The organism is Paenibacillus sp. YIM B09110, from assembly GCF_037167145.1.
In the GTDB taxonomy this organism is placed as follows: Bacteria; Bacillota; Bacilli; order Paenibacillales; family Paenibacillaceae; genus Pristimantibacillus.
Genome location: NZ_JBANSP010000024.1, coordinates 53,879 through 78,310, shown reverse-complemented (window position 1 = coordinate 78,310; position 24,432 = coordinate 53,879). Strand labels below are relative to the sequence as shown.

20 protein-coding genes are annotated in these 24,432 nt (G+C 44.9%); 5 read left to right on the top strand and 15 right to left on the bottom strand.

Translation table 11 applies throughout. The features are described from left to right. Nucleotides 1–209: 209 nt before the first annotated feature. From V8F51_RS25610 to V8F51_RS25585, 6 genes are all read right to left on the bottom strand, one after another. Complete coding sequence (locus tag V8F51_RS25610) at nt 210–5,039, bottom strand: S-layer homology domain-containing protein (RefSeq protein WP_337103336.1); 4,830 nt, start codon at nt 5,037–5,039, stop codon at nt 210–212. Between the two features lie 856 nt (nt 5,040–5,895). Further along, nucleotides 5,896–6,711 carry a hypothetical protein gene (locus V8F51_RS25605; protein WP_337103335.1) on the bottom strand — a complete coding sequence of 272 codons (816 nt, stop codon included), beginning with the start codon at nt 6,709–6,711 and terminating at the stop codon, nt 5,896–5,898. Between the two features lie 113 nt (nt 6,712–6,824). After that, entirely contained in the window at nt 6,825–7,784 is a 960-nt protein-coding gene (locus tag V8F51_RS25600) for a phosphotransferase enzyme family protein (protein WP_337103334.1), read from the bottom strand. A 215-nt stretch (nt 7,785–7,999) separates the two neighbouring features. Beyond that, nucleotides 8,000–8,818, bottom strand: coding sequence for a phosphotransferase family protein (locus V8F51_RS25595; RefSeq protein WP_337103333.1), 819 nt, complete (start codon nt 8,816–8,818; stop codon nt 8,000–8,002). A 1,420-nt stretch (nt 8,819–10,238) separates the two neighbouring features. Continuing rightward, on the bottom strand, nt 10,239–11,306 hold the full coding sequence (locus tag V8F51_RS25590; protein ID WP_337103332.1) for a phosphotransferase enzyme family protein: 1,068 nt from the start codon (nt 11,304–11,306) through the stop codon (nt 10,239–10,241). A gap of 204 nt (nt 11,307–11,510) precedes the next feature. Then, the gene (locus V8F51_RS25585; protein ID WP_337103331.1) at nt 11,511–12,320 is read right to left on the bottom strand and encodes a GNAT family N-acetyltransferase; all 810 of its coding nucleotides are present in this window, start codon (nt 12,318–12,320) and stop codon (nt 11,511–11,513) included. A gap of 232 nt (nt 12,321–12,552) precedes the next feature. Between V8F51_RS25585 and V8F51_RS25580 the strand changes: the two genes are divergently transcribed. The 3 genes from V8F51_RS25580 to map all read left to right on the top strand — a co-directional run bounded on the left by V8F51_RS25580 (nt 12,553) and on the right by map (nt 14,523). Then, nucleotides 12,553–13,029, top strand: coding sequence for a LysR family transcriptional regulator substrate-binding protein (locus V8F51_RS25580; protein WP_337103330.1), 477 nt, complete (start codon nt 12,553–12,555; stop codon nt 13,027–13,029). Between the two features lie 155 nt (nt 13,030–13,184). Further along, the gene (locus V8F51_RS25575; protein WP_337103329.1) at nt 13,185–13,769 is read left to right on the top strand and encodes a TetR/AcrR family transcriptional regulator; all 585 of its coding nucleotides are present in this window, start codon (nt 13,185–13,187) and stop codon (nt 13,767–13,769) included. Nucleotides 13,770–13,776: 7 nt separating this feature from the next. Next, nucleotides 13,777–14,523: a type I methionyl aminopeptidase gene (gene map, locus V8F51_RS25570; protein WP_337103328.1), complete on the top strand. Its 747-nt coding sequence runs from the start codon at nt 13,777–13,779 to the stop codon at nt 14,521–14,523. Nucleotides 14,524–14,688: 165 nt separating this feature from the next. Here map and V8F51_RS25565 read toward each other — a convergent pair whose 3' ends face one another. From V8F51_RS25565 to V8F51_RS25555, 3 genes are all read right to left on the bottom strand, one after another. Beyond that, nucleotides 14,689–15,591 carry a PEP/pyruvate-binding domain-containing protein gene (locus V8F51_RS25565; protein ID WP_337103327.1) on the bottom strand — a complete coding sequence of 301 codons (903 nt, stop codon included), beginning with the start codon at nt 15,589–15,591 and terminating at the stop codon, nt 14,689–14,691. After that, nucleotides 15,588–16,334 carry a PEP-utilizing enzyme gene (locus V8F51_RS25560; RefSeq protein ID WP_337103326.1) on the bottom strand — a complete coding sequence of 249 codons (747 nt, stop codon included), beginning with the start codon at nt 16,332–16,334 and terminating at the stop codon, nt 15,588–15,590. The genes V8F51_RS25565 and V8F51_RS25560 overlap by 4 nt, the downstream gene beginning before the upstream one ends. Before the next feature lie 365 nt (nt 16,335–16,699). Further along, nucleotides 16,700–17,380 (bottom strand): TetR/AcrR family transcriptional regulator, encoded by a 681-nt coding sequence (locus tag V8F51_RS25555; RefSeq protein ID WP_337103325.1) that lies wholly within the window; start codon nt 17,378–17,380, stop codon nt 16,700–16,702. 136 nt (nt 17,381–17,516) lie between these two features. Between V8F51_RS25555 and V8F51_RS25550 the strand changes: the two genes are divergently transcribed. Continuing rightward, a complete protein-coding gene (locus tag V8F51_RS25550; RefSeq protein WP_337103345.1) occupies nt 17,517–18,869 on the top strand; it encodes an MATE family efflux transporter in 1,353 nt (450 codons plus the stop codon). A 74-nt stretch (nt 18,870–18,943) separates the two neighbouring features. Here V8F51_RS25550 and V8F51_RS25545 read toward each other — a convergent pair whose 3' ends face one another. The 3 genes from V8F51_RS25545 to V8F51_RS25535 all read right to left on the bottom strand — a co-directional run bounded on the left by V8F51_RS25545 (nt 18,944) and on the right by V8F51_RS25535 (nt 21,391). After that, nucleotides 18,944–19,600 carry a DUF4085 domain-containing protein gene (locus V8F51_RS25545; RefSeq protein ID WP_337103324.1) on the bottom strand — a complete coding sequence of 219 codons (657 nt, stop codon included), beginning with the start codon at nt 19,598–19,600 and terminating at the stop codon, nt 18,944–18,946. 158 nt (nt 19,601–19,758) lie between these two features. Next, nucleotides 19,759–20,736 carry a hypothetical protein gene (locus tag V8F51_RS25540; protein WP_337103323.1) on the bottom strand — a complete coding sequence of 326 codons (978 nt, stop codon included), beginning with the start codon at nt 20,734–20,736 and terminating at the stop codon, nt 19,759–19,761. A 352-nt stretch (nt 20,737–21,088) separates the two neighbouring features. Continuing rightward, nucleotides 21,089–21,391 carry a Dabb family protein gene (locus tag V8F51_RS25535; protein ID WP_337103322.1) on the bottom strand — a complete coding sequence of 101 codons (303 nt, stop codon included), beginning with the start codon at nt 21,389–21,391 and terminating at the stop codon, nt 21,089–21,091. Between the two features lie 392 nt (nt 21,392–21,783). Here V8F51_RS25535 and V8F51_RS25530 point away from each other — a divergent pair, with 392 nt between their 5' ends. Continuing rightward, entirely contained in the window at nt 21,784–21,987 is a 204-nt protein-coding gene (locus V8F51_RS25530; protein ID WP_337103321.1) for a hypothetical protein, read from the top strand. A gap of 124 nt (nt 21,988–22,111) precedes the next feature. Here V8F51_RS25530 and V8F51_RS25525 read toward each other — a convergent pair whose 3' ends face one another. From V8F51_RS25525 to V8F51_RS25515, 3 genes are all read right to left on the bottom strand, one after another. Next, nucleotides 22,112–22,318, bottom strand: a complete 207-nt coding sequence (locus V8F51_RS25525; RefSeq protein WP_337103320.1) for a hypothetical protein — start codon at nt 22,316–22,318, stop codon at nt 22,112–22,114. A 78-nt stretch (nt 22,319–22,396) separates the two neighbouring features. Next, nucleotides 22,397–22,852: a DinB family protein gene (locus V8F51_RS25520; RefSeq protein WP_337103319.1), complete on the bottom strand. Its 456-nt coding sequence runs from the start codon at nt 22,850–22,852 to the stop codon at nt 22,397–22,399. A gap of 547 nt (nt 22,853–23,399) precedes the next feature. Next, complete coding sequence (locus tag V8F51_RS25515; RefSeq protein ID WP_337103318.1) at nt 23,400–24,395, bottom strand: WG repeat-containing protein; 996 nt, start codon at nt 24,393–24,395, stop codon at nt 23,400–23,402. Nucleotides 24,396–24,432 lie beyond the last annotated feature (37 nt).

Below are 24,432 nucleotides of genomic sequence, written 5' to 3'. Positions count from 1 at the left end.
ATCATATGTGATTTGAATCTCAGTAGTGCTAATTTGAATCCTCACCTTTCCTTGTCACTGTATTGTATCAAAGTAGCTATTAAAAAAACTATAATCCTTATTAATTATTCTGCCCGTTAGAATAATGAAAACAGCAGCCGATTTTCTAGTCGGCTGCCGCAGTTTCCTTATTCAACTATCGTTTCCCGTCAGTGATCGTGCAACAGAGTTTAATCGATATTATGCAGGTATTGCAGGAGCCTCTTCAGCATGACCGCCGCCTGCGCCCGCGTCGCATATTCCGTCGGCGCGAAGCGTCCGTCTTCCATCCCCTTCATAATGCCGGCTTCCGATACACGGGCTACCGCCGATTGCGCCCAGGAAGAGATGGAGTCGCGATCCGTGAACACAGCCAACGGACTGTCCGCTTGCCCATCTCCACCGGTTATATGGCCGGTGAAGGTTAAAGCTCTGCCGATAATCACGGCCATTTGCTCGCGGGTGATCGGGTCGTTGGGCGCAAAACGGTCCGCACTGATGCCGGTCGCCAGTCTATTCGCCACCGCCGCATTGACCGCTGGTGCATACCATGCGGAAGCAAGGACATCTTCGTAATGGGAACTTTCCTCGTCCTCCTTCACCGACAGCCCCAGCCCTCGAACGAGCAAGGCCAAGAATTCCGCCCGAGTAATGGTACCATCGGGCGAGAAACGGTCGGCCGTCACGCCGTTCACCAACAGCTTGGACGCTAAATGTTCCACATCCGCTTTCGCCCAGTGTCCGGTTAAGTCGGCGAAATTTCGGGCCTTCACGTCTACGACCGTGTAGAGGCTGTTATGCGCCACATTCAGAATCGCTTCCGTTGAGCCGTCCGGTCTAGTGCCCAGCCGCGCGGGAACAAAAACGACTGTTCCGGTCGCCGGATCATACTGAACGGCAACCAGGTTGCGGTTCGCCGCCTCCCCGTCCAGTTTAATCGTCCGAACCATATACGTTCCCCCGAAATCTTGCACCTCCAACGTTTGCCCGTTCGCTTCCGCCGTCACCTTGTAATCGATGACGTCACCGAATACGGTAAATCCTTGAGAGACGCCGATCCGTTCGATCTCATGTCGAATATCCTCGCTGGCCTGTTCCTGAATAATGCTCACGGTCAAATCCGATGCTTCCGTATCGAGACGTTCCGCTAAACCGGCCAGGTCGAGCGCACTTATTCGCAATTGGTAACTGGATCCATTCAGCTTCGCCTCAATGATCGCATTCGGATAAGTTTTGGCCATTTCCACGATCCAAGCAGCCGGAAGCCGTGTCTGCACGGCATGCTCTCGATCGTTTATTTCAATCGAGACAAGCGGTTCCTTCGCCTCTCTCAGAAGCTCCAGCACTTGTTCCCGCATCCGTTCGGAGAGGATGACCTGTTCGATCACCGTGCCGTCAGGACGTGTGACTTGTTCGATGTCGGATGAATCAACAATTGCGGTAATCCCGCCATCCGGATTAATCTTCACGGTGGAATTCGATGCCGGTCGATCACCGCCAACCGACGAAGACGGTGTTGAGATACCGGTGACGGCAAACACCTTTACCGCTTCATTGCCTGCCTCGTCTCGCGCATATACGGTATAATTGCCGTTCGCAGAGACAGTAAATCGACGCTCAGACAAAATATCGATTCCGCCTGTTCCGTGGTTGAAATCAGTCGCGTTGTGCTTGTCCTTCAGCCATCGGAGCACCGTCAGTGCATTGCCGGCCGATTCACCGTACACGCTTGCCGCCGCTCTGATCACTCGCCGCGTCGATCCGTCAGGCTCAGCAGTCAGTGTAACATCGGGCGGTATCGCCACGATGTAGATTCCGCTCGTATCCGGTGTCCTGTAAGCCAACGAAGCGGCTCCGCCGGAGGCGCGTACGATGCTGGCTCCGTCCGGAAGCTCCAGTGCGGCGGCAACTTCGATGCCATCCGCATCTGCAATTCCGGCTGGAACTTCGTATTCGAAGGTCAACTCCGTCAATGCCTCGTTACGTGTTCCCGTATATGCGGCGTACACCGTCCGAGTGTCGGAGTTGGCTCCAACCGTGAGCGGAATAACCGGCATCCCGGTAACGATTACTTCATATCCATAGCGTACCTTAAAAAGAAGGATATTGTTCGGGCCGTACAACTCATTGGCCGGTGCCGTCAGCACTACCCCCACCCAAGCGGCTTCAAATATCGCCTTCGCCGTTTCCAAATCGGCGACGGCGGCATTCAACTGATCCTGAGTTTGGTTCTGCGCATTGTCGGCGATCCCCTGCGCGGCGTTGATCGCTGCCTGCAAAGCGCTGCGATCGCTCGCCGACGCTTGACCGACGCCTGTGCCTTCTGGATGGTCCGCCAGCGTCTGGGTTGCATCCACTAACATGTCTTTCAGATCCGTCGCATCTCCTGCCGGAATAATCGCGGCTTCGAACGTATTCATTACCGTTTCCAAATCGGCGACGGCGGCATTCAATTGGTCCTGAGTTTGATTCAGTGCATCGTCGGCGATCGCCTGCGCGGCGTTGATCGCTGCCTGCAAAGCGCTGCGATCGCTCGCATACGCTTGTCCGACGCCTGTGCCTTCTGGGTGGTCCGCCAGCGTCTGGGTTGCATCCACCAACAAGTCTTCCAGATTCGTCGCATCTCCTGCCGGAGTAATCGCGGCTTCGAACGTATCCATTGCCGTTTCCAAATCGGCGACGGCGGCATTTAATTGGTCCTGAGTTTGGTTCTGCGCATCGTCGGCGATCGCCTGCGCGGCGTTGATCGCTGCCTGCAAAGCGCTGCGATCGCTCGCCGACGCTTGTCCGACGCCTGTGCCTTCGGGATGGTCCGCCAGCGTCTGGGTTGCATCCACTAACAAGTCTTCCAGATCCGTCGCATCTCCTGCCGGAATAATCGCGGCTTCAAACGTATCCTTCGCTGTTTCCAAATCGGCGATAGCGGCATTCAACTGGTCCTGAGTTTGGTTCAGCGCATCGTCGGCGACCGCCTGCGCGGCGTTGATCGCTGCCTGCAAAGCGCTACGATCGCTCGCCGACGCTTGTCCGACGCTTGTGCCTTCGGGATGGTCCGCCAGCGTCTGGGTTGCATCCACCAATAAGTCTCCCAGATCCGTCGCATCTCCTGCCGGAACAATCGCGGCTTCGAATGTATCCATTGCCGTTTCCAAATCGGCGACGGCATCATCCAACTGACCCTGAGTTTGGTTCTCCGCGTCGTCGACGATCGACTGCGCGGTATTGATCGCTGCCTGCAAAGCGCTGCGATCGCTCGCCGACGCTTGTCCGACGCCTGTGCCTTCCGGATGGTCCGTCAATGCCTGCCCAGCGTTCGTCAACCGCGTATTGAGCATCGATGAATCGCCTACCGGCACGATGGCTTGCTGGAATGCCGTGATCGCCGCATTCAATGCGCTTGTTGCCGCATCCAACTGACTTTGCGTGTAATCGCCCGCGTTATCCCGAATTTGCTGTGCCGTATCGATGGCTGTTCCCAGCGCGCCGCGATCGCCAGTTGAGGTCTGCCCTACTCCCGTGCCTTGCGGATGATCCGTCATGGCCTGTTCCGCAACTGTGATAGCTGCACCAAGCGCCGTCGCATTGCCGGGTCCGATGATCGCGGCATTGAAGGCTTGAATCGCAGAATTTAACGAGCTGACGGCATCATCCAACTGACTGTGCGAGTATTGGCTAGCGTTCTGGAGAATCTGCTGCGCCGTATTGATCGCCGTCTGCAACGCGAATCGCGTTCCCGAAGACGTTTGCCCCACGTTTACGCCTTGCGGATGATCCGTCATCGCCTGCTGCGCATTCGCTAGCGTATTGCCGAGCGCCGCCGGATCTCCGGCCGGTATAATCGCAGCCATGAACGTATCCATCGCCGAATCTAACTCAGCGACTGCGACGTCCAATTCATCCTGCCGATAATTGCTGGACTGATTATAAATTTGCCGCGCAGCGTCGATGGCGTTCTGTAACGTGCTGCGATCGCCCTCCGATGTTTGTCCCGCGTTCGTGCCTGCTGTATGATCGGTGAGTGCCTGCTCCGCTTCAGTCAGCGCCGTCCCCAATGCTGCAGGATTGCCCGCCGGGATAATCTGCCCCACGAATGCCGAGATTGCCTCGGTCAATGGGATTGCAGCGGCGACCAAGTCGGAGGCGACAGTCGCGTTCCCGATTCCGTAGATATATGCCGTGGCGGCGTCATACGCCGCGGTCAAATCGCTATAAGCATTGGCCGGCACTTGTCCTACGCCGGTACCCGGTAAATGATTTATCAATGATGCCTTAGCAGTCGCGACCGCTTGAAATAACGCCGTTCCGTCAACAAACGCGTGACCGTTATTCGCTGCATAAGCGGCTACGGGAGAATTCGCGACTCCGAATAGTTTGAGATTCCCCGGATTGCTCGTAAAGACGCCTGTCCCAAAAGATGTCTCAGCGCCTAACACCGTTACGCTGGTCAAATTATTAGCATAGAATGCAGAACTCTGAACATTCGTCACGCCCGCCGGGATGACCAGTCTTGAGAGGTGATTCGTGTCGAAAGCCCCTCCTGCAATGGTCTTCAAATTTTCCGATAAAGTAATAGACGTTAATTCATTCATGTAAAAAGAATAGTTTCCGATTGCCGTCACGCTATCAGGGAATACGACGTTCGTAAGCGGATTGTTCTCGAAGGCGCTGGCGCCGATCGTTAACAAGTTGTCCGGAAGGTCTATGGAAGTGAGGCTATTATAACGGAAGCCATACGTTTGAATCTCCTTCACGCTATTCGGAATAACGACGCCCGTGAGTTTGGGTTTGGCCGTCCCATTGGTATCGAACGCCGATCTGCCGATCGAAGTTACCGCCACCCCCGCTAACGTGGCTGGAATGACCACATTCAAATCCGTACCCGAGTAACCTGTAATGGTGGCGCCATTGCTGCTCGTGGTGAAAACAAATTCATCTTCGGCCGCGTACGCGATTTGAATCTGCGATAATGAAGTCCCGAACGCTGATAATGCAATCAATAGACATAATAGTGATTTTCTCATGTTTTTTCTCCTTTATGATGAAGTTTGTCGAATAAACGGGTACCACATTTCATTATAGAGACGGCCAATAAATAAATAATGAAAGAATCAGCCGAATCCACTTCAAGCGTTGAGTCTCACATGGATCATTCCAACAAACCGCCCTTTATATAGAAAACGGCAGCTCATCATTTGATGAGCTGCCGTTTTCTATTATTGAGTAAAAAGTTCTCCGTTAAAATTCCTGTATAGCCTTATTATTCCAAATAATCAATTAATGCCTCCATACTTGTGGTATACTCTTAGCTTTTTCCACATCCATTTGTTCCAGTATTCGATGTCCCAAGCTGCTTGGCTTTAACCGATCTGCCTGTTTCGCCAAGTACTTTTTTAACTTTGTTAACGATATCACAGCTATATCAAGGTCACCAAGTTCCGACATCAGCATTTACGCTAATCACTTACCTCTGACTCCACCCTAAACTCAATCCATTCAATCCCAGTGACCTTGGTATTAGTGGTTAATCCACGAAACTCCCACATCCCAGGTTCAGAAATGTACGGGCCAGTGACCTCCCATTGATAAGCCAGCTTGTGAGCGATAAGTAATGCTGCGAAAACAGCATCAGCAATATCGTCCTTATTTAAAGGTGTACAAAATACAACATTGAATAAGGAGGAGTCCTTCCAATAACGTTCACACGAAACTAGAGTCCCATTCATGTTACATACTTCATTAAATCTTGTAAGCTGTTTATGCACTTTTTCCACACTGTTCACTTTGAAAAAAGCGTGCCAATATATGTATTTGTACACTTTAATCCTCCAAACGGTTGATCCAAGCTGTCTCATTACTGAAAGCTACATAGTTGTTCGTTCAATACAATGCGTCCAGACGGCGCACTTCGTTCACAAACCCATGCTGCTGTAACAACGTTTTCACTGCTGCAGTAACTTTCTCTGGAAAAGGCACATCGGTATAGCTCATTTCCTGGACATCGCGTACATAAGCTAGAATACTCTCAAGACTTCCTTTTTGCACAAACGTTAGTAAACGTTCTTCAATTTGTTCGTCAGTTTCTTTATAGTCTAGCTCAATCCTTTGATGTGTATAATGATCTGTTAATCGTTTAACACCTAAACTGTTGAAAGTCTGTATGACAACGCTCCCTTCACGCTCCTGCACAAGTTGCTGCTTATAGGCCTTAACACTTTCAAAGGGCTCAATTTGAAATTTTTCCTGAATTCGATTAAATATCAACAAACGCGTAGGATCAAAATCATCGTCCGTTTCTGCATCTTCGTCTAACATTAATCCAAATACGCTTTTTGTCGTGATGAGCAAACGAAGAAAATCAATAAAGTTACGAGCGATAAGGATGGAGTGCTTCTCTAAACCAATCACCTCATGCTGAATTATTGGTGCGTTTGAAAGGTCATCCACCGTACTGAACTCCGTAAGAAAGCCAAAGGTACTCTGAGTAAAGATCGTTGAGCCAAGCAAAACCATGTCTAGCGGCATACTTTCCCACTCATAATCGGCACTTTCAACTTCTGGCCAATAATCGAACCCAATCCCAATCGTGTCCCAAAAGTCTATACCAAGTTCCTCTTTTAGTTCTCCTTCTAACTGTTCTAACATGTTAAGCTCTTTGAAACTTGAATAAACGCTTTGCTTAATAAGTGGCTTCATGTTATTAACGACTCCATCAATCAATTTGAAAACATTTCATATTATTAAGCACACTCAGCTATAGTTGCCTTCATGTCGTAGTGCTATCGTTTACGTTCGCTTTATTGATTTAATTAAGAGATATCAAGTTGTTGGAACAAGAACGGATCCCCGTTCAAATAGGCTCTTAATATCGCTTGTGCATAGGGTTGCTCCTCGATTAAGCCTTCTGTCTCAAGTGAATTCTCTGCATGGAAGCTATATGCCTCGATGATAGCCATGATGAAGAATGTTTCTAACTTGGGAATGGCTTCGTCATCCATATCCCTAATTTTTTCATACCCTTCGATGAAATAAGCTCTTTGTGATGGATGCAGTCCCATTATCGACTGAGCTATGTCGTAGAGATGATAGCCAAAACCACACCTCCCAAAATCGATGGGATACGGTTCATCGTACCGAAAAACAACATTGCCAATGTGTAAATCTGCATGAATCATCCCATAGTTCCTTACATGACTTGAGAATGTGCTGAGGCAATCTGCTACTTTATTAGCGGCCTTGGTGTACAATTCAAAAGCTCCGTCGGAAATAAAATGCTTGTAATTCAGTCTCAGATGCTCCCAGTCCCGTTTAAATGTTTGGCTGCCCCAAAAAGGGCGCACAAAGCTAGCGGATGGATTAAAAGTAGTGCTTGCCTCATGAAGGTTCGCCATCATCGTTCCCATTTTTCGGATTGCCTCTTCTGTTAATGACTCTTTCTCCAAACGTTCTCCCTCAATCCAACTCATCAAGGTCGAATAGCATTTTAATCCATCGCATGTTACTACATCTGTAACACAAATTCCACTCCGATTCGGGACGGCTACGGGTAAAATAAGCCCCTTGCTCTCCAACGCCGATAGCCATTCCAATTGTGAGGCTATTTCTTCGATTTGCTGGCTTGCCGGGTGAACGCGGAGTAAGTATTGATTCCCCTTTTCGGTCACTATGCGGAAGGTGACATGTTCAGATATTTGAACGAAATGAATTGAGCTCCAGTCAACCTCATATTTCAGCAAGGCATTAAGCGCTGCTTGCTTCGTTTGCTTCATCGTTTGGTACCGATTTGTCTCGGTATTGATCAGAAAGCCGGTATTCATTGCAAATCCCCTTTATTTAACCGTTATAAGATTACTGTATCAGTTAAGAAGACTGTTATCGAAGTAAATTATCTTTTAAACTGTATTTTCTCTGTTGGGTTAAAGTTCACTTGATCGCTGCTATTGTGCACCTTAAACTAACGTCTCCCGTTAGTTCAATCTCTTGATTAGAAAAATGCGTATAGTCCGTCTTCAAAATATTTGTATTCTCGTTCATCCAATATCTTTTTTCCGTATCCCTCAAAGAACGAGTTAATATCTGAATTGGTTTCAATCGCATTTGGCTTCGGTCGAATCGCCAGAGATAAATCATATCTCGGGTCTCCAAACGTTCCACCGCTCCAATCAATAACGCATTTTACTTTCCCATCATGGAAAATTACATTATCAATAGTAAAGTCACCATGAATAAGGGTGTTTTCTATAGGCAATGGTTTGTTTGTTTTTAATTCCTCTAATAATACTGACGTTCCATCGACCGAATAATGTTTAAGATTATACTCTGCTCGCCGTAACATTTCTTCCAACCAAATAGAATCCCAAATCAAGTCTTTTGGGCATGAGGTTGAATGAATTTGTGCTAAAACTGCGCCAAAACTGAATATCATTTCATGTTTCCTGTTTCTATTCTTCTCTTTTGTTAATGCTTGTCTTAAAGTTTCCCCCTCGAAAAACTCTAACAATGCCCATGATTGGATTTTCTCTGTTTGCTCAACAAATCGGTAAACTTTAGGTATTGGTAATAGTGTGTTATTTAGATATTTAAGGGCGCCTACTTCGTTGGATAACCAAGAACAATACTGCTCGCCCTTTGTACGTTTTAGAACAAAGCGTCCATTTGAGCTGTCAACTATTCCAACATCAGATGTATGACCTTGCCTTGGGAATTTGATGTCAATAACAGAATCTAAGTAGTCGATTATTTCGTTGGGGATTTCGTCAATATTGATTGGAAGCATAAATAGCCACCTTTTGTTTTCCTTCATTTTAACAGCACCTCTGCTTGAACTCTACTGCCCGTTACTTCAACGAACAAAGGCAACCGATCGCGTGGCCGGCTGCCGTCATGTCGTGGTGCTATCGTTCTCCGTTAGCGTAACAAGATCTTGCCACATTCCTCTAGATCGCACAATTCCATTAGAGAATCCCTCGTAATAAAGGTTATAGAGATTTTCCTAATTCACTTCATCGAAATCAAGTTCTTCTGGTTCATAGAAGCTATCTAAGATACGGTCAATAATTGCATTAATTTATCCATAGTAGCCCCTTTTTTATTGAGATATTTGGAGGTAATTACAAAAGTGTTTAATATTTTGTCGATGTTCAAACAATACAGGAGTTAATATCAAACTCACTTTAGGAAATATTTTACATTTCACTAATCTAATAAGCTATAAGATTTTATATCAAAGCACAATAAAAGTTTACCTCCCTAATCTGCCAATTAGTTCAACAGAAAGACAGCCGATCTTATTTGGCCGGCTGCCTCGGTGTTGTATTCACTATCGTTCCTCATTAGTTCAATTCCAATCAGGAGGAGTTGGTAAGATGTATTAACCAAAAAACCATATTCCCAAATAAAGTACAATTGTTCCCACGTTAGCGTAGTTAGTCTTAAATGGATAAATCCCCTAGTAGCAAATCGAGAAACATGTATAAGAAATAAATTACGATGACGATACCTAGGAACAAAATCGATAAAAACAATAAAATCAGAAAATTAAATTGCTTTTTATTACGATCCATTACTCCATCTCCATATGCCTAAGTTAACCAACTCTCTATTTTTACAATACCACATATTGGAACTGATCAACCCTTTAACTTAATGGATGCATATAGTTCGAGTGAGCATTTCCCCCTATTTCCTTCGTAGTTTGAGGACCGAGAACACTGATAAGACAAGCCCAATAATTAAAAACCATATCCATCCCTCGTAAGATATCATAAGAGTAAGTTGCCAAATGTTTGATGGACCTGAATTGGAATCATCGCTATATGGATAAGCAAAGACCGATGGTATTGCTCCATAGATAATCAGAGCCATTCCAATTATCAAAAAAAAATAGAATGAGATTGCTTTCAGAGACATCCCGCAGAACCTCCATTTTCACCGTTGAGATAAAGAATACCCTCCTTTATCCATTATTTACATTCTAGCACAGTAGTTTTTTGAACAAAACTACCCCTTGACATAATAAAAAATGGAGCAGATGCGGATCGCTATCTGCTCCATTGTACGTTGTACTAAAGTTCCTCGTATGTTTAATTAGCACATACCTTGATTAGAAGAGGGATTAATAAAGCTAATTTAAAAAAGATAGGCGGATATAAAGAACGATATATCCTTCGGTGCGTTCACATTGCAAGTGCACAATGGAGCAAGCATTAAAGAGATTCACTGGTTTAATATAGATGAGAATTTTTCTTATCGACATACTCAAAGGGTTCATCACACGAGTAAATTTCATGAAAGAATCCCTTATAAGGGATATCGTCTTCCATACATTTTATGAGATACGATAGTTCCTCGTCACATTCTGGTTTCTGGCCAGTATTGTGCATTACCTCGAATGCGTCAACAATATTTTCCATAAGAGTTAATTGGATAAATAAGGGCAACTGATCCAGCATCAAATCTTCGATCTTGGTCTCGGATCCGTATCCCGCGAGGACTGTTTCAAAATAATCATCCATGAACTTTTTACGCTTATCGGCGTCTGGTTCAAATTGAATCCAGCCCACTCCTTGTGTCCAGAGATCTGCCAGATCATACATATACCAACAGTAGCATGAATTATCGAAATCATATACGGTGATTTGCCCGTCATCAACATTTATCGAATAATTCCCGTCGTTAAAATCAAAATGGATCATACCGAAAATTCCTTGGTTCCTGTCCAATCCTTCTAAGGTTTGAAGGAGTTCTAACAGCTTCTCCTTCAGTAAAGGCAACGAGTGGGGTATCAGTTTATCGATATATTCGGCATTGTATTTATCAAAAAAACTATACCTGCGATGGACTGGCATATACCCTTTCGAAATTTGGTGCAGTTTCCCCAGGACCTTACCGCAATTATAATAGTATTCGGTAATTGGAGCTCCTTCACGGTACTGATAATGATTTTCCGCAAGCATTTTTCCCTTGGCCTTTATAAATAGGCAGATAAAATAAGTGTGATTTTTATGGTTGATTTCTTCCAGCAGATTTCCTTTCCGAGAGCTGACTACGTCCGAGACGCTTCCACCATGCTCGTATAAATATCTTATAAACTCAACTTCTCCTAGAAAATCTTCCCGATTCCTGTCAGGTAAGAAACCGATTCTGAGTATTTTTGCGTCAGCGCCTACTTTTACACAGGTAAAAACGACATTGCGCCCTCCCTCGTGAGCCGGGATTAGTTGAATTTCGTAGTCTTCTAATCCGTACAACTCTGATACTAATGGAAGTAAATATTCATCACTGATCTTCACAATCTCATTATAATTTATAGTATCTCCTCCAGTTTATATTCTAGCAACTCTTCCTACACTACTTAAATGTTAACTACCTTGTTTAACATTAATACATCACTCCTATTTGCATATATTACCTAAAAATGCCACTCAAATTATAGGGAAACTTTCTGTATAAAAAAACTCAACTTTTACATTAGCGCAATAACTTTCTGCAGTAACTTATAATGAAAAACCTAAGCACTGATATTGATGGATCTGTTTAAATCCCAATCGGAGTGCTAACTTTTTTGACGCTACATTACTTAGAGAACAATCCCAATAACAGGTATAGCCGTTCTGGACGATATCGTTAACCACCAAAGTTGCCAGATATGTGCCTGCCCCTCTTTGTTGACACTGAGGAAGTGTTTCAATTCCGACTGCATGCATTTCCTTTGTAACAAAGCTGGAGTAACAAACGCCGATCACTTCTGAATCCTCGATTGCGGCATAACCATAACCTTTTTCATAAAAGTCCTCCTCTGCTTCCCAGAACTGATTAATATGATCATATACAAATCCCTTATTGGAGAAATCACTCATCTTCCATTCCTGCGATCGCAAATTTACCGCCCGAAAATTACCATGAGGGTTCAACATGTGGGCTTCAAAACGTGTTGATTCGTATACGATTTGATCCCAGGGCTGCTGCAGTTCCCTTGAAGCAAATAATGATTTCAGATCCCAGTTATTGTGATGGCCTGAAACCTCGAAATAGTTCATACCAAGTTCCTTCATTCTAGGTGCAATATTTTTAGTAACAAATTCATCAAGCTTGCTTAAAAAAAACTCGTTGGTTTCGTCTCCAATAAGATAATGTCCTTTCATTCCTTTACTCCAAACTAATGCAGTCTTTGGCGCGTCTGCTCGATCAGAGAAAACCCATCCAGGATTATTATTTTCTAGAATGGAAAGTACCTCAGGGTGAGGATGACCATTTTCGAGAAGTGGAATAGCTTTTAAAAATTGATCTCGAGATAATTCAAACATAAGACGTACCGCCTTTACTTTCAGTCGTATCATACATTTTAACCATGCGGGTATTTTACCATGTTTATATGCGTAAAAGATGGCTATAACCAAACTATCCTGCCCGTAGCTATACAAAAAGCAGCCGATCGTATTTGACCGGCTGCCACAGTGTTGTTATTCAGCTATCGTGTCCCGTTAGCGTAAAAGTCTTTATCCAAGGATTGATTTTAGCATCGTAGAAGGAACTATTATGGATGTCGGCCTGCTCATACCCTCGGATAACGCAACCGATTCTTTTCCTCTGTATCGGGAAGGCATTTACGCTGTCATGAGGGACGATCACCCTCTAAACGAAAAAAGTCTAATCCGCCCCGAAGATCTGCGCGAGGAACCAATGATAATCTGCAAAGCGGGTTATGAACCTCCTGTCCTGAAGTGGTTTGATAGTGCCGGCGTGGCACTAAGAATAGAATACATCCTCAACAATTACAGAACCGCTCTTCAAATGGTGCTTGCAGGTGAAGGTTTGGCGGTCATGTCTGAACTTTCCCTCTTGGACTGTCCTCAAGGCCTAACATTGAAGCGTCTGTCTCCCGAAGTTTACCGAGATATCCACATTGCCTCCGCTCCCGTAGAGAATTGTACCATTGCGGTAAAAACGTTTATCGAGACGGCTCAGAAATTGTTCCCTTTTCAAACCGCACATGAGTCCTTAATCAAAGTTTAAGTATTCGATAAACGATGGCGGAATCGCATTGCCTGAACTCATCTATTTAACTTCATTAAATTTTTCACCAACAGATAAATTGCATAACCTCGCTCATTACGTTACAATCTTTATATCGACAAATTTGCATGTCAATATAAGGAGGCTATTCGCTCATGTGCCCCCGTACCAAAGAACAAAATGAGCTCATCCGCATGCAACGCAGAGAACAGATCCTGGACGCCACCGCGCGTGCCTATTTCCGCACGGGTGGCAGCTTTGATATTCGTGACGTTGCCCGCGAGGCCGAGCTCGGTTACGGCACGGTGTACCATTATTACCCCAACCGACATTTATTGATAGAAGATGTGCTGGACAGCGGCTTCGAGCGATGCGAGCAAGCCCTGGCAGAATGGGCGAATATCCGTGGCGGAAATCCGAATGACAGGCAGCTGTTGACGTATTGCAAGGTGCTGCTCCTGCTGTGGCAGTCGGACGCCCGCACCTATCTTGTCTACAAAATGGCGGCGGAGCATTATGCGGGCTTGCCTGAGAAGGAGCGACACACCGCTAAGAGACAATTCATGGAACGGCTTTACATTCCGCTCCAATCGATCGCCCAACGCGAAGACGACAGCGTCGACCATATGCTTGCCGTTCTGGTCGGCTGCTGCGGGCTGTATTACTATGCGGGCACTTACGAGCTGGACGTCGATCGAATCACCCAGCTTGCTATGAAAGCCATTACGAAGGAGCTCTAATACAAACATGGTCATCTTAAAAAGCATGCAAGAAATCGAGGCCATCCACAAGGCATGCCAAGTGGTGGCCGAATGCCATCGCACGATCGCTCCGCTCATCCAACCGGGCATCACGACGAACGAGATTGAGCGCATCTTCGAGGAGATTATCTTAAAGCACGGGGCCAAGCCCTATACGAAGGGCTATAAGGGCTACCAATATGCGACCTGCGCCTCCGTCAACGACGTGATCGCGCATGGCTTTCCTAGCGATAAGCCTCTTGAGGAAGGCGATATCGTGACGATCGACACGGTCGCGGAGCTCGACGGCTGGCTCGGCGATTCGGCATGGAACTATGCGGTCGGGAAGATCTCGCCGACGGCCGAGAAGCTGATGCGCGTCACGAAGGAATGCCTTGACCTCGGCATCGCGCAGGCGCAGCCCGGCGCTCGGCTCGGCGACGTGACGAGCGCGATCCAGCGGCATGCTGAATCGAACGGCTTCGGCGTCGTGCGCGACCTTCTCGCGCATGGCATCGGCCGGGACCTGCACGAGGCGCCGAACTATATGCATGTCGGCAAGCCCGGCAAAGGCCTCCGCATCAAGGAAGGCATGGTGTTCACGATCGAGCCCATGATCACCGAAGGCACCTATTACATGACAATCGATGCGGACGGCTGGACCGCGCGTACGCTGGACCGCAAGCTCGCCGCCCAATACGAGCATACGATCGCCATCACTGCTGGTGGTCCGCGGATCCTGACCGCGCAATAGAATAATATGAAGTCGCCCAACAAGTTCGGCGACTTCTTTTTTTGTATTCGACATAGCAGCTTTCTTCATTTGATACATGAGTTCATCCGCTCTCTTATAGAGCTCATCGACATTTCCTCCATCTTCCGAATTGCCATAAGATGAAGATGGTACGAATATCCTCAGTCAATCCTCAAACGGATATTCGACAGCTGGAGCTGGAGTATTTCTCGGATAGATACTTTCGCAGCTAACCTTCGGCTTTAGCACGGTTATCCGCCGGCATTGAAGTAACCATAGTTTGTCGTCTGCGAAGGTCCATTCCATATCGATATTTGGACCAAAAGTTTGCTCGCATTTTACAGCGAGACAGTTCAATTGGCTGCATTGCTCGGCAGTCAGGCATAGCGAGTTCACGATGTTGTCGTCAAGCTTATGATCAATGGTACCTTCCCATTGGCCGAATCGAACCGCAATCTCCTTCAAACTAGCCGTTGATTCCGTAATTTCCCCATTTCGGTTCATTCTGAAGTAATCGGGCGTTACATATCCAGAAGCAACCGCTTCGCCAAGTCCCCATGTTGCCTCTATTACTCTTTCATCCTCATACGTAACAGGGTTGCGTGTAAACATTATTCCCGACACATCGGAATTGATCATTTGTTGAACGATGACCGCCATTCGTACAGATGGAACACCGTTATCTATCGTTGTCGCTCCCTCTGCTCGACTCATATAGCTATGCAAACGTTTTGACTGCGCCGACTCCCAAATGTAACGAATCGCACGCTCAATTCCCTTTACGGAAGTAACGTTTAAGCAAGAATGAAACAGTCCAGCGTAACTGGACTGTTCACCATCTTCTTGAATAGCGGACGATCTGACGGAAACGGAACCTAATGAGTCTAACATAGAACGAATTTCACCTTCTATATTAAGCTCTCCTTGCACAAATTGCATAATGATAGAAGCCGACAGCACATAACCATTAGGCACGGGCAAACTGTGTTCAATTGCCACACCCAAATTCACCGCTTTACGACCATATAACTCAGCTTCGGTTGCCTCATTTAAATGTACCAATTTCATACATTACCACATCCCATAACGATGCCAGAGATCGCATCCATACGAATTTTTTGACCACTTTTAACAACCTCTGTTGCATTTCTACAGCCGACGATACATGGAATGTTAAACTCCCTCGCCAAAATGGCAGCATGGCAAACAATACCTCCCCGATCCGTCACGAGTCCTGCAATTAACGGAGCAACCTCGATGAAATCAGGAGTCGTCATCGTCGTGACTAGAATGTCTCCATTCCTTACGTTCACAAGCTCATCCTTGTGCATGATGACTACGGCTATTCCTTCGGCATGACCGGAACTGGCAACTTTACCGCTCGCAAGAAATAACTCTTCATCAGAGGTACTGTTACTTACAGGTTCTATCGCTTGTCTTTCGTTCAAGAGTGCGCGAAGCTCCTTGCTCCAAGGCGCCTCATTGGCGTATTTCCCGATTTCTTTGCCTAACGTTGCATACAGATGCAGTTCATACATCGCTCGGTCAAAACACAAAATCAAATCGGACGCCGCGAGTTGCTCCTGATTGGCAAGAACTTTTATATAGCTGCTCTTATACGCGGGAATATGCTCGATAAAAACTTCTAATATCGGCGTTATTTGTACAATTGCTTCACGCATCTGTAACTCATACAGTGATGTCCTTTCAAGCTGGTACTTGTAAATTTTTTGATATGCATCGCGTACTAACGGCTTAAGTTGTTCAATCTCTTTCTGAAACCAAATTCTGACTCTGTTGAAAACAACCATCTCCTTTTCTTCTGTGCCTAAATCGAAACAAAAAAAGCCACTGTAAACATACCAGTGGCTTGAGCGCGAGAAATCACTCTACATTTCAGAGTAGTTCTTCACACATATAAAGCCCTGAGGACATATATCCTCAGGGCTTATTTCGACATAAGCGAATTAATTAAAAAATAACACCGCGAGGATCCAATATGAAGTTGTTGAAAGTTAGTTTGATGTTTTTCATTGTCCTCACTCCTTCAAGTTAAATTACTTTAAATACAAGTCAAAATATATACCGCCAAATATTACCTTGTCAATAATAATTCCGGAAAAAACAATCAGTCAAGCTACCTGCTATTTTATCAGCATGTTCACTATAAAACATTCTACTTCTCCCGCTCCTTTATCACCTGCTCAATCCCCAAGAGTATCAGCTTCACTCCGAACTCAAACGCTCCGTCGGTTCCCATCAGTTCGAACAACCCGCTCTTGAACATCGTACGAAATAGTCCAGCGTCCGTCTCGCTCATGGAATCCAGAAGGCGAATCATCTCCCCATCTGTAGGCACTCCCTGCTCCTTAAGAATATCGGAGACATTGCGCTGATGCTGATAATCGTCCAGAACGAAGTAGAAGACATAGTTCACAAGCGTAAGAACCGCTTGCAATTTCTGCTCTTGCTCAAGCGGCGTCGATTCCACGCAAAGCAGCATACGGTTGGTGAATCGGATAATGTCCGGTTCATGGGGCAAAGTCATCATCATGAGCTGCGTGGAGCAGGGATACCGGCTTAGCACACTCCGTACGGTTACCGCAAGACCCGTCAGTTGCTCCTTCCAGTCCCCTTCGGAGCGGAACTCCTCCATAATCATTTTCGATACCTGATTGGCCAGTCGGTAGTAAAGATTCTGCTTACTCTTGAAGTACCAGTACAGAGAGGGGGCCTGAATTCCTAGCCGGTCGGCCAATCTTCTCAGGCTGAATTTCTCGATGCCATCCTCCCCTAGAAGCTCCCAAGAAGCTTCCAAAATCTTATCCTCCGAAATCTGAGGCTGCTGCTTTTTCATCGGTATCCACCCTTTTATCTAACAGTGTAAGTTTATGCTTTACAGGTCCATAAGATCATGATATCATCTAACACTGTAAGGTTCAATCTAACAGCGTTAGACAACGCCGAAATTAATGAAGAAAGTGGTGACCCGCATGGATACAGAAAACCTCCATTACTTTGAAAAAGCACCGGTCGCAAAAGCCGTAGCTCACTTCGCTGTACCGATGATGCTAGGCACGTCAATGAGTGTCATATATTCCATCTTGAATGCCTTTTTCCTTGGCACACTCCACGATACGGCCATGTTAACCGCACTCGCACTAACTTTGCCGTTATTCGCGATCATTATGGCGCTAGGCAACTTGATTGGCATGGGAAGCGGTACATTCATCTCCCGATTACTAGGAGAGAAAAAATATGATGATCTAAAACATGTGTCTTCATTCGCCTTTTACAGCAGTTTAATACTCGGTCTTATCGTGATGGCCGTTGGCCTCCCGTTGATCGATCCCATCGTTCATGGCCTGGGGGCAACGCCCGAATCCTTTGGCTTCACGAAGGACTATGCTACGATTATGCTTATAGGTTCACCTTTTGTCGTATTATTCTTCACGCTGGAGAATATCGTGCGCTCTGAGGGTGCAGCAATTACGTCGATGGTCGGTATGATTCTCAGTGTTGTTGTAAATATTATTCTCGATGCATTAGTCATCTTCGTGTTCCATTGGGACGTGATCGGCGTTGCATCTGCTACGGTCTTTTCTAATTTGGTTGCGAGTGCATTTTACGCCTACCATATAGGATATAAGAGTAAATTCTTAACCGTCTCCGTAAAATGGTTTAAGGCTACCAAGGACATTTTGAGCAATGTATTCAAAATCGGAGTTCCCGTTTTTATTATGAGTATCTTTTTGGGTGCAATGTCGCTCATCTTCAACCATTTTCTGATCGAATATGGGGATCAGTCCGTGGCGGCTTACGGAATTTCATCACGTTTATTGCAATTTCCTGAGTTTATTCTGATGGGCTTATGCGAGGGAGTCGTGCCGCTCATTGCCTTCTCTTTTACAGCGAATAAATTACGGATGAAAAATACGATTGGATTCACGATCAAAACCATTGTGGTGTTAGCAGCTGTGTTCGGCGTTATCGTCTATCTGATTTCCGACCATTTAATTGGTTTATTTACGAATGATGTGCAATTAATTGAAATGGGCAGTTACATTCTACATGTGACGTTCTTATCCCTGTTCATTACAGGCATGACCTCGTTGTTTACGGGGATTTTCCAAGCAACTGCGCAAGGAACCGCCGCGTTTATTATGTCAGTTATTCAAGGAATTACCCTGATTCCTGTGCTATATATTGCCAATGAAATGAACGGTTTTCACGGGGTAGTCTGGTCGCTGGTCATTGCGGATGCCGTTGCATTCCTTGTTGGAGCCATCATGCTGTATGTTCTGCGGAATAAATTGCAACCGGATTTGAATAGTTTAGTACATTAGAAAAACACGCAAAAGGCAGGATAAGGGAAATCCCCGATCCTGCCTTTTTAGGTACATAGACGCTGCTTCTTCAATTAGGAAATGACCTCGATAGTAACATTTTCAGCTGAGATTGTGAACTCCATTAAAGGACCATCTAATAATACATGAAGTTCAAAACCTGTTTCTGTGAAATAAACTTCATCATAAAGCCAGCCACTCCCTACACTTAAGTTAGTAGGATCAATCTGTTGCACTCCTGTAAAGGTTAGCCTAATATCCGTTAAATAATGATAACCGCCCCTACAATCCAAGGTCATGATAACCGTGTCCTTCAAAGGCTTCTCAATCGAAGTAACTCGTGCATCGTGTAAAGACTTTTCATACAACTGAATGACACTCTCGGGGAGTGACTTTTTTATGGAGTTATAGTAGTTCCGATATGTAATCCCTTTTGCTTTCTCTCTCTTATCATACTCCAATAGCCATTGGTCAGCCATTTTTCTAAGTTCTTCGGAAGGAAACTGTGATTTTAACGTTCCGTCTTGGATAGAGGGATGAAAAAATGCCGGGAGATATTTGAGTAAATCAGCTCTGCTGTATTCCAAGCTGTTCTTGCAAATTTCTTTGAAGTTCAAACCTTCAGATTCATACCAGGCAATGTCGTCTTCCCAATCCTTCTCCGTTTCGTGATAAATCAAAAAACTTCTTATCTGCGCTTCTTCATACCACTCTTTAGTGAAATATTTCATTCGTTCCTCCTAGAATAGTTCACTTATTGGCCGGCTGTTGGGTATGCTTTCCACTAACTTGTCATGTGCCATGAGCTTGCTTCTTCCTGTTTGGCAACTGCATCACATTTGCTCTTGTTGAGACTAATTCAGTAAATTGATACAACTCTTCATACGACCTATTCAGTAAGTTGTCTGAGAATGCTATCTCCATCCTTGACTAGTAACGGGTTAGACCAGAAGGTAAAGTCAATATCTGCAAGCATGGGCTGTATATCGATTTCGTGTACCGTATTTACTGGTTGATTACCGATTCGCGAGCCATCCTTAAGTATCATTAATTTCATAACACGAAGAAGCAGCTTTTCGTTTCCCTTAAAAATTGTACGGTTAATAATTACATACGGTAAATTAACGTATTCGCTATGTATGATTATTAAGCGATCTCTCTCGTCAGGCCCTTCCTGTAGCGTCCGACCAGAAGGAGCATATCGGAGTCGTTGATCCATCGACCAGTCATGTTCAATAAGGAGTTGCACTACAGGGATATATGGTTTGCCCTGATAGTCTTCAGTCAAGCTCTCCAAGCATCGTGCATACCAAGAAGCATCACCGTAATTCTTGCTAAGCTCTGGTTTAAAATATCGAGATTCGAACTCAGCAGCACGAATTGGTGGTCCTGACCATGCCCCATCATCAGAGAAGATATAGCCCTCCGTCAATTCCGCTAAGGCAGCAGCCAGGATTCCATAAGCTAAATTGATGATTGCTGGTTGACCCGCAGATCTGCGAAAAGCCCAGTAATGACCCACGGCCAACGACTTTAGCACTTCGACATACCTTTCACCAACATCTTCGTACTCCCTCCAAATCTCGAAATTGAGCTCATTGACAGTATTATAATAAGCATCAGTTCCACCACCGTGTTCATTCGGCTCAACGAAAAACCAGGCGAATTCCGTCTCCCACTTGGTGTTCAGTACGCTCTCAGAAGAACCATTAATAAAAATCTCTCCGATTCGAGCTTTGATTACGGGGGAGATGTTCAACTCAAAGGATTCCAAAAAGGAAAAAAGCTTTTTGTTAGCTAGATTCAATAGTTCCGTTATTTGTGGAATGTAAGTTTTCGTCGGATAGACTTCGAATGTAGTGCTCACGCTTTACACCCTTTCTTACTGACTACTTTGTTTCTGTTGGTATCGTATCAGCTAATATCTCACTAATATCCTTGCCAACTGTATAGATCAATCTATATTAACACATATTGGAAGTATCCTACCCATAGCTCAACAAAGATGCAGCCGATCATATCCCGACCGTACTCATTAGAAAAAACGTACTGTAATTCTTCTAACGCATCCTTATCTTGGGAAGTTGCGCAATCCTGTCAAATAGCTTAATAAAAATAGGAGCGGTCTGCCTATGGCAAACTACTCCCAGTGTTCGTCGAACTAAAGTCTCCCGTTAGCGTAACGAATTTTTGACTTTGTTTGTGAACGTGAACTAGACCTAGACCTTTGGGTAATCAACTACTATAACATTTTCCAGCAGACCATCTAGTGATTTTACAAATTCCTGATGGACAGGATGAGGTCCATATGAACGAAGAGAAACAAGGCTATCGAATGTAACCCGTAATCCGAGCGTGTAGCCGTGTACATTTTCCTTTTCTTCAGTTACATTGAGACCTGCACTTATATCAAGAATTCCGGGAATACGATCCTTAAACCCGAGCAATTGACCCAGCAGTTCCTGTTGCTTGGCAGGTGTGACATTAGTATTAAACTTGAAAACGACGAGATGTTCGTACATAGCTTTTTACCCCCATATTATCATTTGATTTCAGTGTTAAAGTATCGTCTCCCGATAGCTTACAAAAAAACAAAAAAACCGCAGTTTATGCGACCTCTGTTGTAAAGATGTTCTTGTCATCCGACACTGAACGCCTTACGCCCTTTTATATCTGCTGGCGCCAAAAAGTATGCGGCCATAACGTAAGCATTGATACGATCATTTATGTCGCCACTTTTGTGTCTTTTGACACACGTCAGCTTTGTGTCTCTAGACACCCATTGACACGCCTGTATTTTTTGTGATATTTGTTTAATGAGGACTTCATTCCTATTCATTCGCGACCGATATAAAGAATAATGATTCATTAGCGCGACTATAGTCATGAAATATTAGGAAAGAAGGGTTACTTTATGAGAATAATTCACCGCAAGCCGATCAACGCTACTTTGCTTCAAGCAGGCATTAGGACTAGTTCTTCGAATTTCGCCGCAACGGCAGCCATAGAGAACAGATCGACGAAGCGCAGAGGAGAACTTACGACCGGCATGATTAATGGAGCGCTTTTGGTTGTGCCATTCTGGCTTTTGATCGCCTGGTTGATTTTTCACAACTAAGCTAACGTTTCCCGTTAACGCAATGCATTTTTTTTAATATATGTAATGTCAAATCCCAAAGAGCATCGAATAACTCCTGTCTAGTCCATGCAGTATATACATCGCCATTATGATATTGGACAGTTCACTTAAGCTCTTTTTTACCAAATCGGCCAATATACTCTGTTTCTATAGCAAATTCTCGATGCAGGTTATTTAACTCAAGCAAATCTAATGTGTCTAAATTATTTAATGAATTAGTAATACCAGCTATAGAACACCTTTCACTTAAGATCCCAAGCATTTCCGTAGATATTCTATTCAAATCCTCTTCGGCAATCTCTCTCTTCACGCTCTCACCTCACAACTCAAAATTAACACTAGCTGAACAAGTAGCATTCCGAACACTGGCTGGTGATTATCCGGCCTGTTAGAGCCTCGCGAACGTGATGTAATCGACTTGGACAGGCTCTGCCGATTCGATCCGAAGTGCCCGGTTGATCTGCCCCCGGTGATATTGTCCATGTAAGAGGACCTGCAACAGGATGTCCCGGACTGACGTTTGGAACGGAACCCCGCTCTGGTTCGCATAGTCGATCATCTCGTCCAACTCGGATTCCTCCAGCCCTTCGATATAAACGCGATATTGATCGGCGTTTTCTTCGAAGATCATCCGGATCGCCATCAGGTCTTCCGCTTCCTCCCACAACGAATATTGCGCGCTGCCCTTGCCCTGCAATCGGGACAGCCAGACTCGTTCCGCGATCGCGATGTGCCGAACCAGCTTCAGAAGATCCTTGTTCTTCGTCTCACTCTCCTCGAGCGCGTCTAAGATGCGTCCGTCCGCCCAGTACAAGTGTTCCATCATGCACTTAATCGTCTTCATTTTCGGTTTCCCCTCTTCGACTCATCGATTATTAGAACCTACTATTATCCGTTAGTTTAATCATTTGAATGAACTAAAACAACCTTTTTCGTATGAATTCCTTGTTGCTGGAGCACTTCCCCATTCGGTCGTTTCTACATGGGAGCGTACCACAACAAGGCAGAATAAAGACTATCAATTCGCTGTTTGGTTAAATTATCCTCTAACATCTCCCGTTGCTTAACACATCATAGCCTGCTACTTAACAATGTCATGCCAATGTGGGGTTATCGCGCTTCGCATTCTTACTCATGAAAATACCTCCAAATATATGCTTGAGTATTTAAGTATTCTCCCTTAACCTGATATTACCACAATTGGAATGGCGCTGACCGATACTTAAATCAAAAAATGGCAGCCGATCATAGTAAGCGGCTGCCGTACTGTCTTTATTGCGCTAAGCATCTTAAATAAAAAATAATGCCAGAGGGTTTACATTCGTTGGCTCTATTCATTTTATAAGCAGTTTATTGAAGCGATGAATCACACCAGCTTCAAATCCCGGCGATTAATCTTTGTAGAAAGTTACTTCTGTACTATGAGTAGTGATAGGATATGTTTTTCTTTTTTCTCGTATTGTCACTACGCTGAGTCCTTCTGAAAAACTCTCTAACCTCTCGTACTGATCCCCTAGCTCTATCATCTCCATGTTTCGTTTCATCATCGTAATATTTTTCTTCTCATAAACAAATGCTATGCCTTCGCTAAAACATGACGCGCCTTTAAACTTTGGTTCAATCGCATATACTCCGTCTGGATTCAGGTATCCCCAATTCCTTCCTAGTTTGACCGGGGCCAATTGCTCATAAAAATCCTCTGCGTCATTATATTTAGTTTCTACTATGACTTCACCTAATCTGTTAATGAATCCGAATTTATTACGTTTAATAATTATCGCCATTCCCTCTTTAAAATTACCAGCATAACTAAACTGTGGTGGAATAACAATCTGACCTTTGCAATCAATATATCCAATCTTTCCTTTTACATTTATAGGAGCAAGCCCATCTGAGAAGGAGATATAGTCCTCGGATATAGGATCTATTACGTATTCACCTGCTGCATTGATGCATCCATGCTTTCCAGAAGGGTGCTGTACGGACACGATACCGTCTCTGAAGTGCATGGAGTTATTATATATCTGATCATTTATAAAGTTGCCATTTACATCAATGAATGCTCTCCCCCATGTAATACCATTAGGTACGACTACGGTGGCGTATCCTTCCGAAAAATCATAGGCATCTTTAAACTTAGGAGGAATAACAATCTTACCGTGTATATCTATATAGCCAAACTTACCGTTAAGTTGAAACAATGCACGACCGCAAGAAAAATTCTTTACTCCAAAATACTCTGTATCAAGCAAAGTTTCGCCGGTTTTTGAAATATACTTCGTTTTATTGTTCTGGGAAACAGCAGCTATACCATCTTTGAAAGAAGTAGCATAGTCGTATATAGGCGGGATCACCTGGTTGCCCTCGCGGTCGATGTAGCCATACATTACAAAATCACTCCTAAATACTGAATATATATTTTAT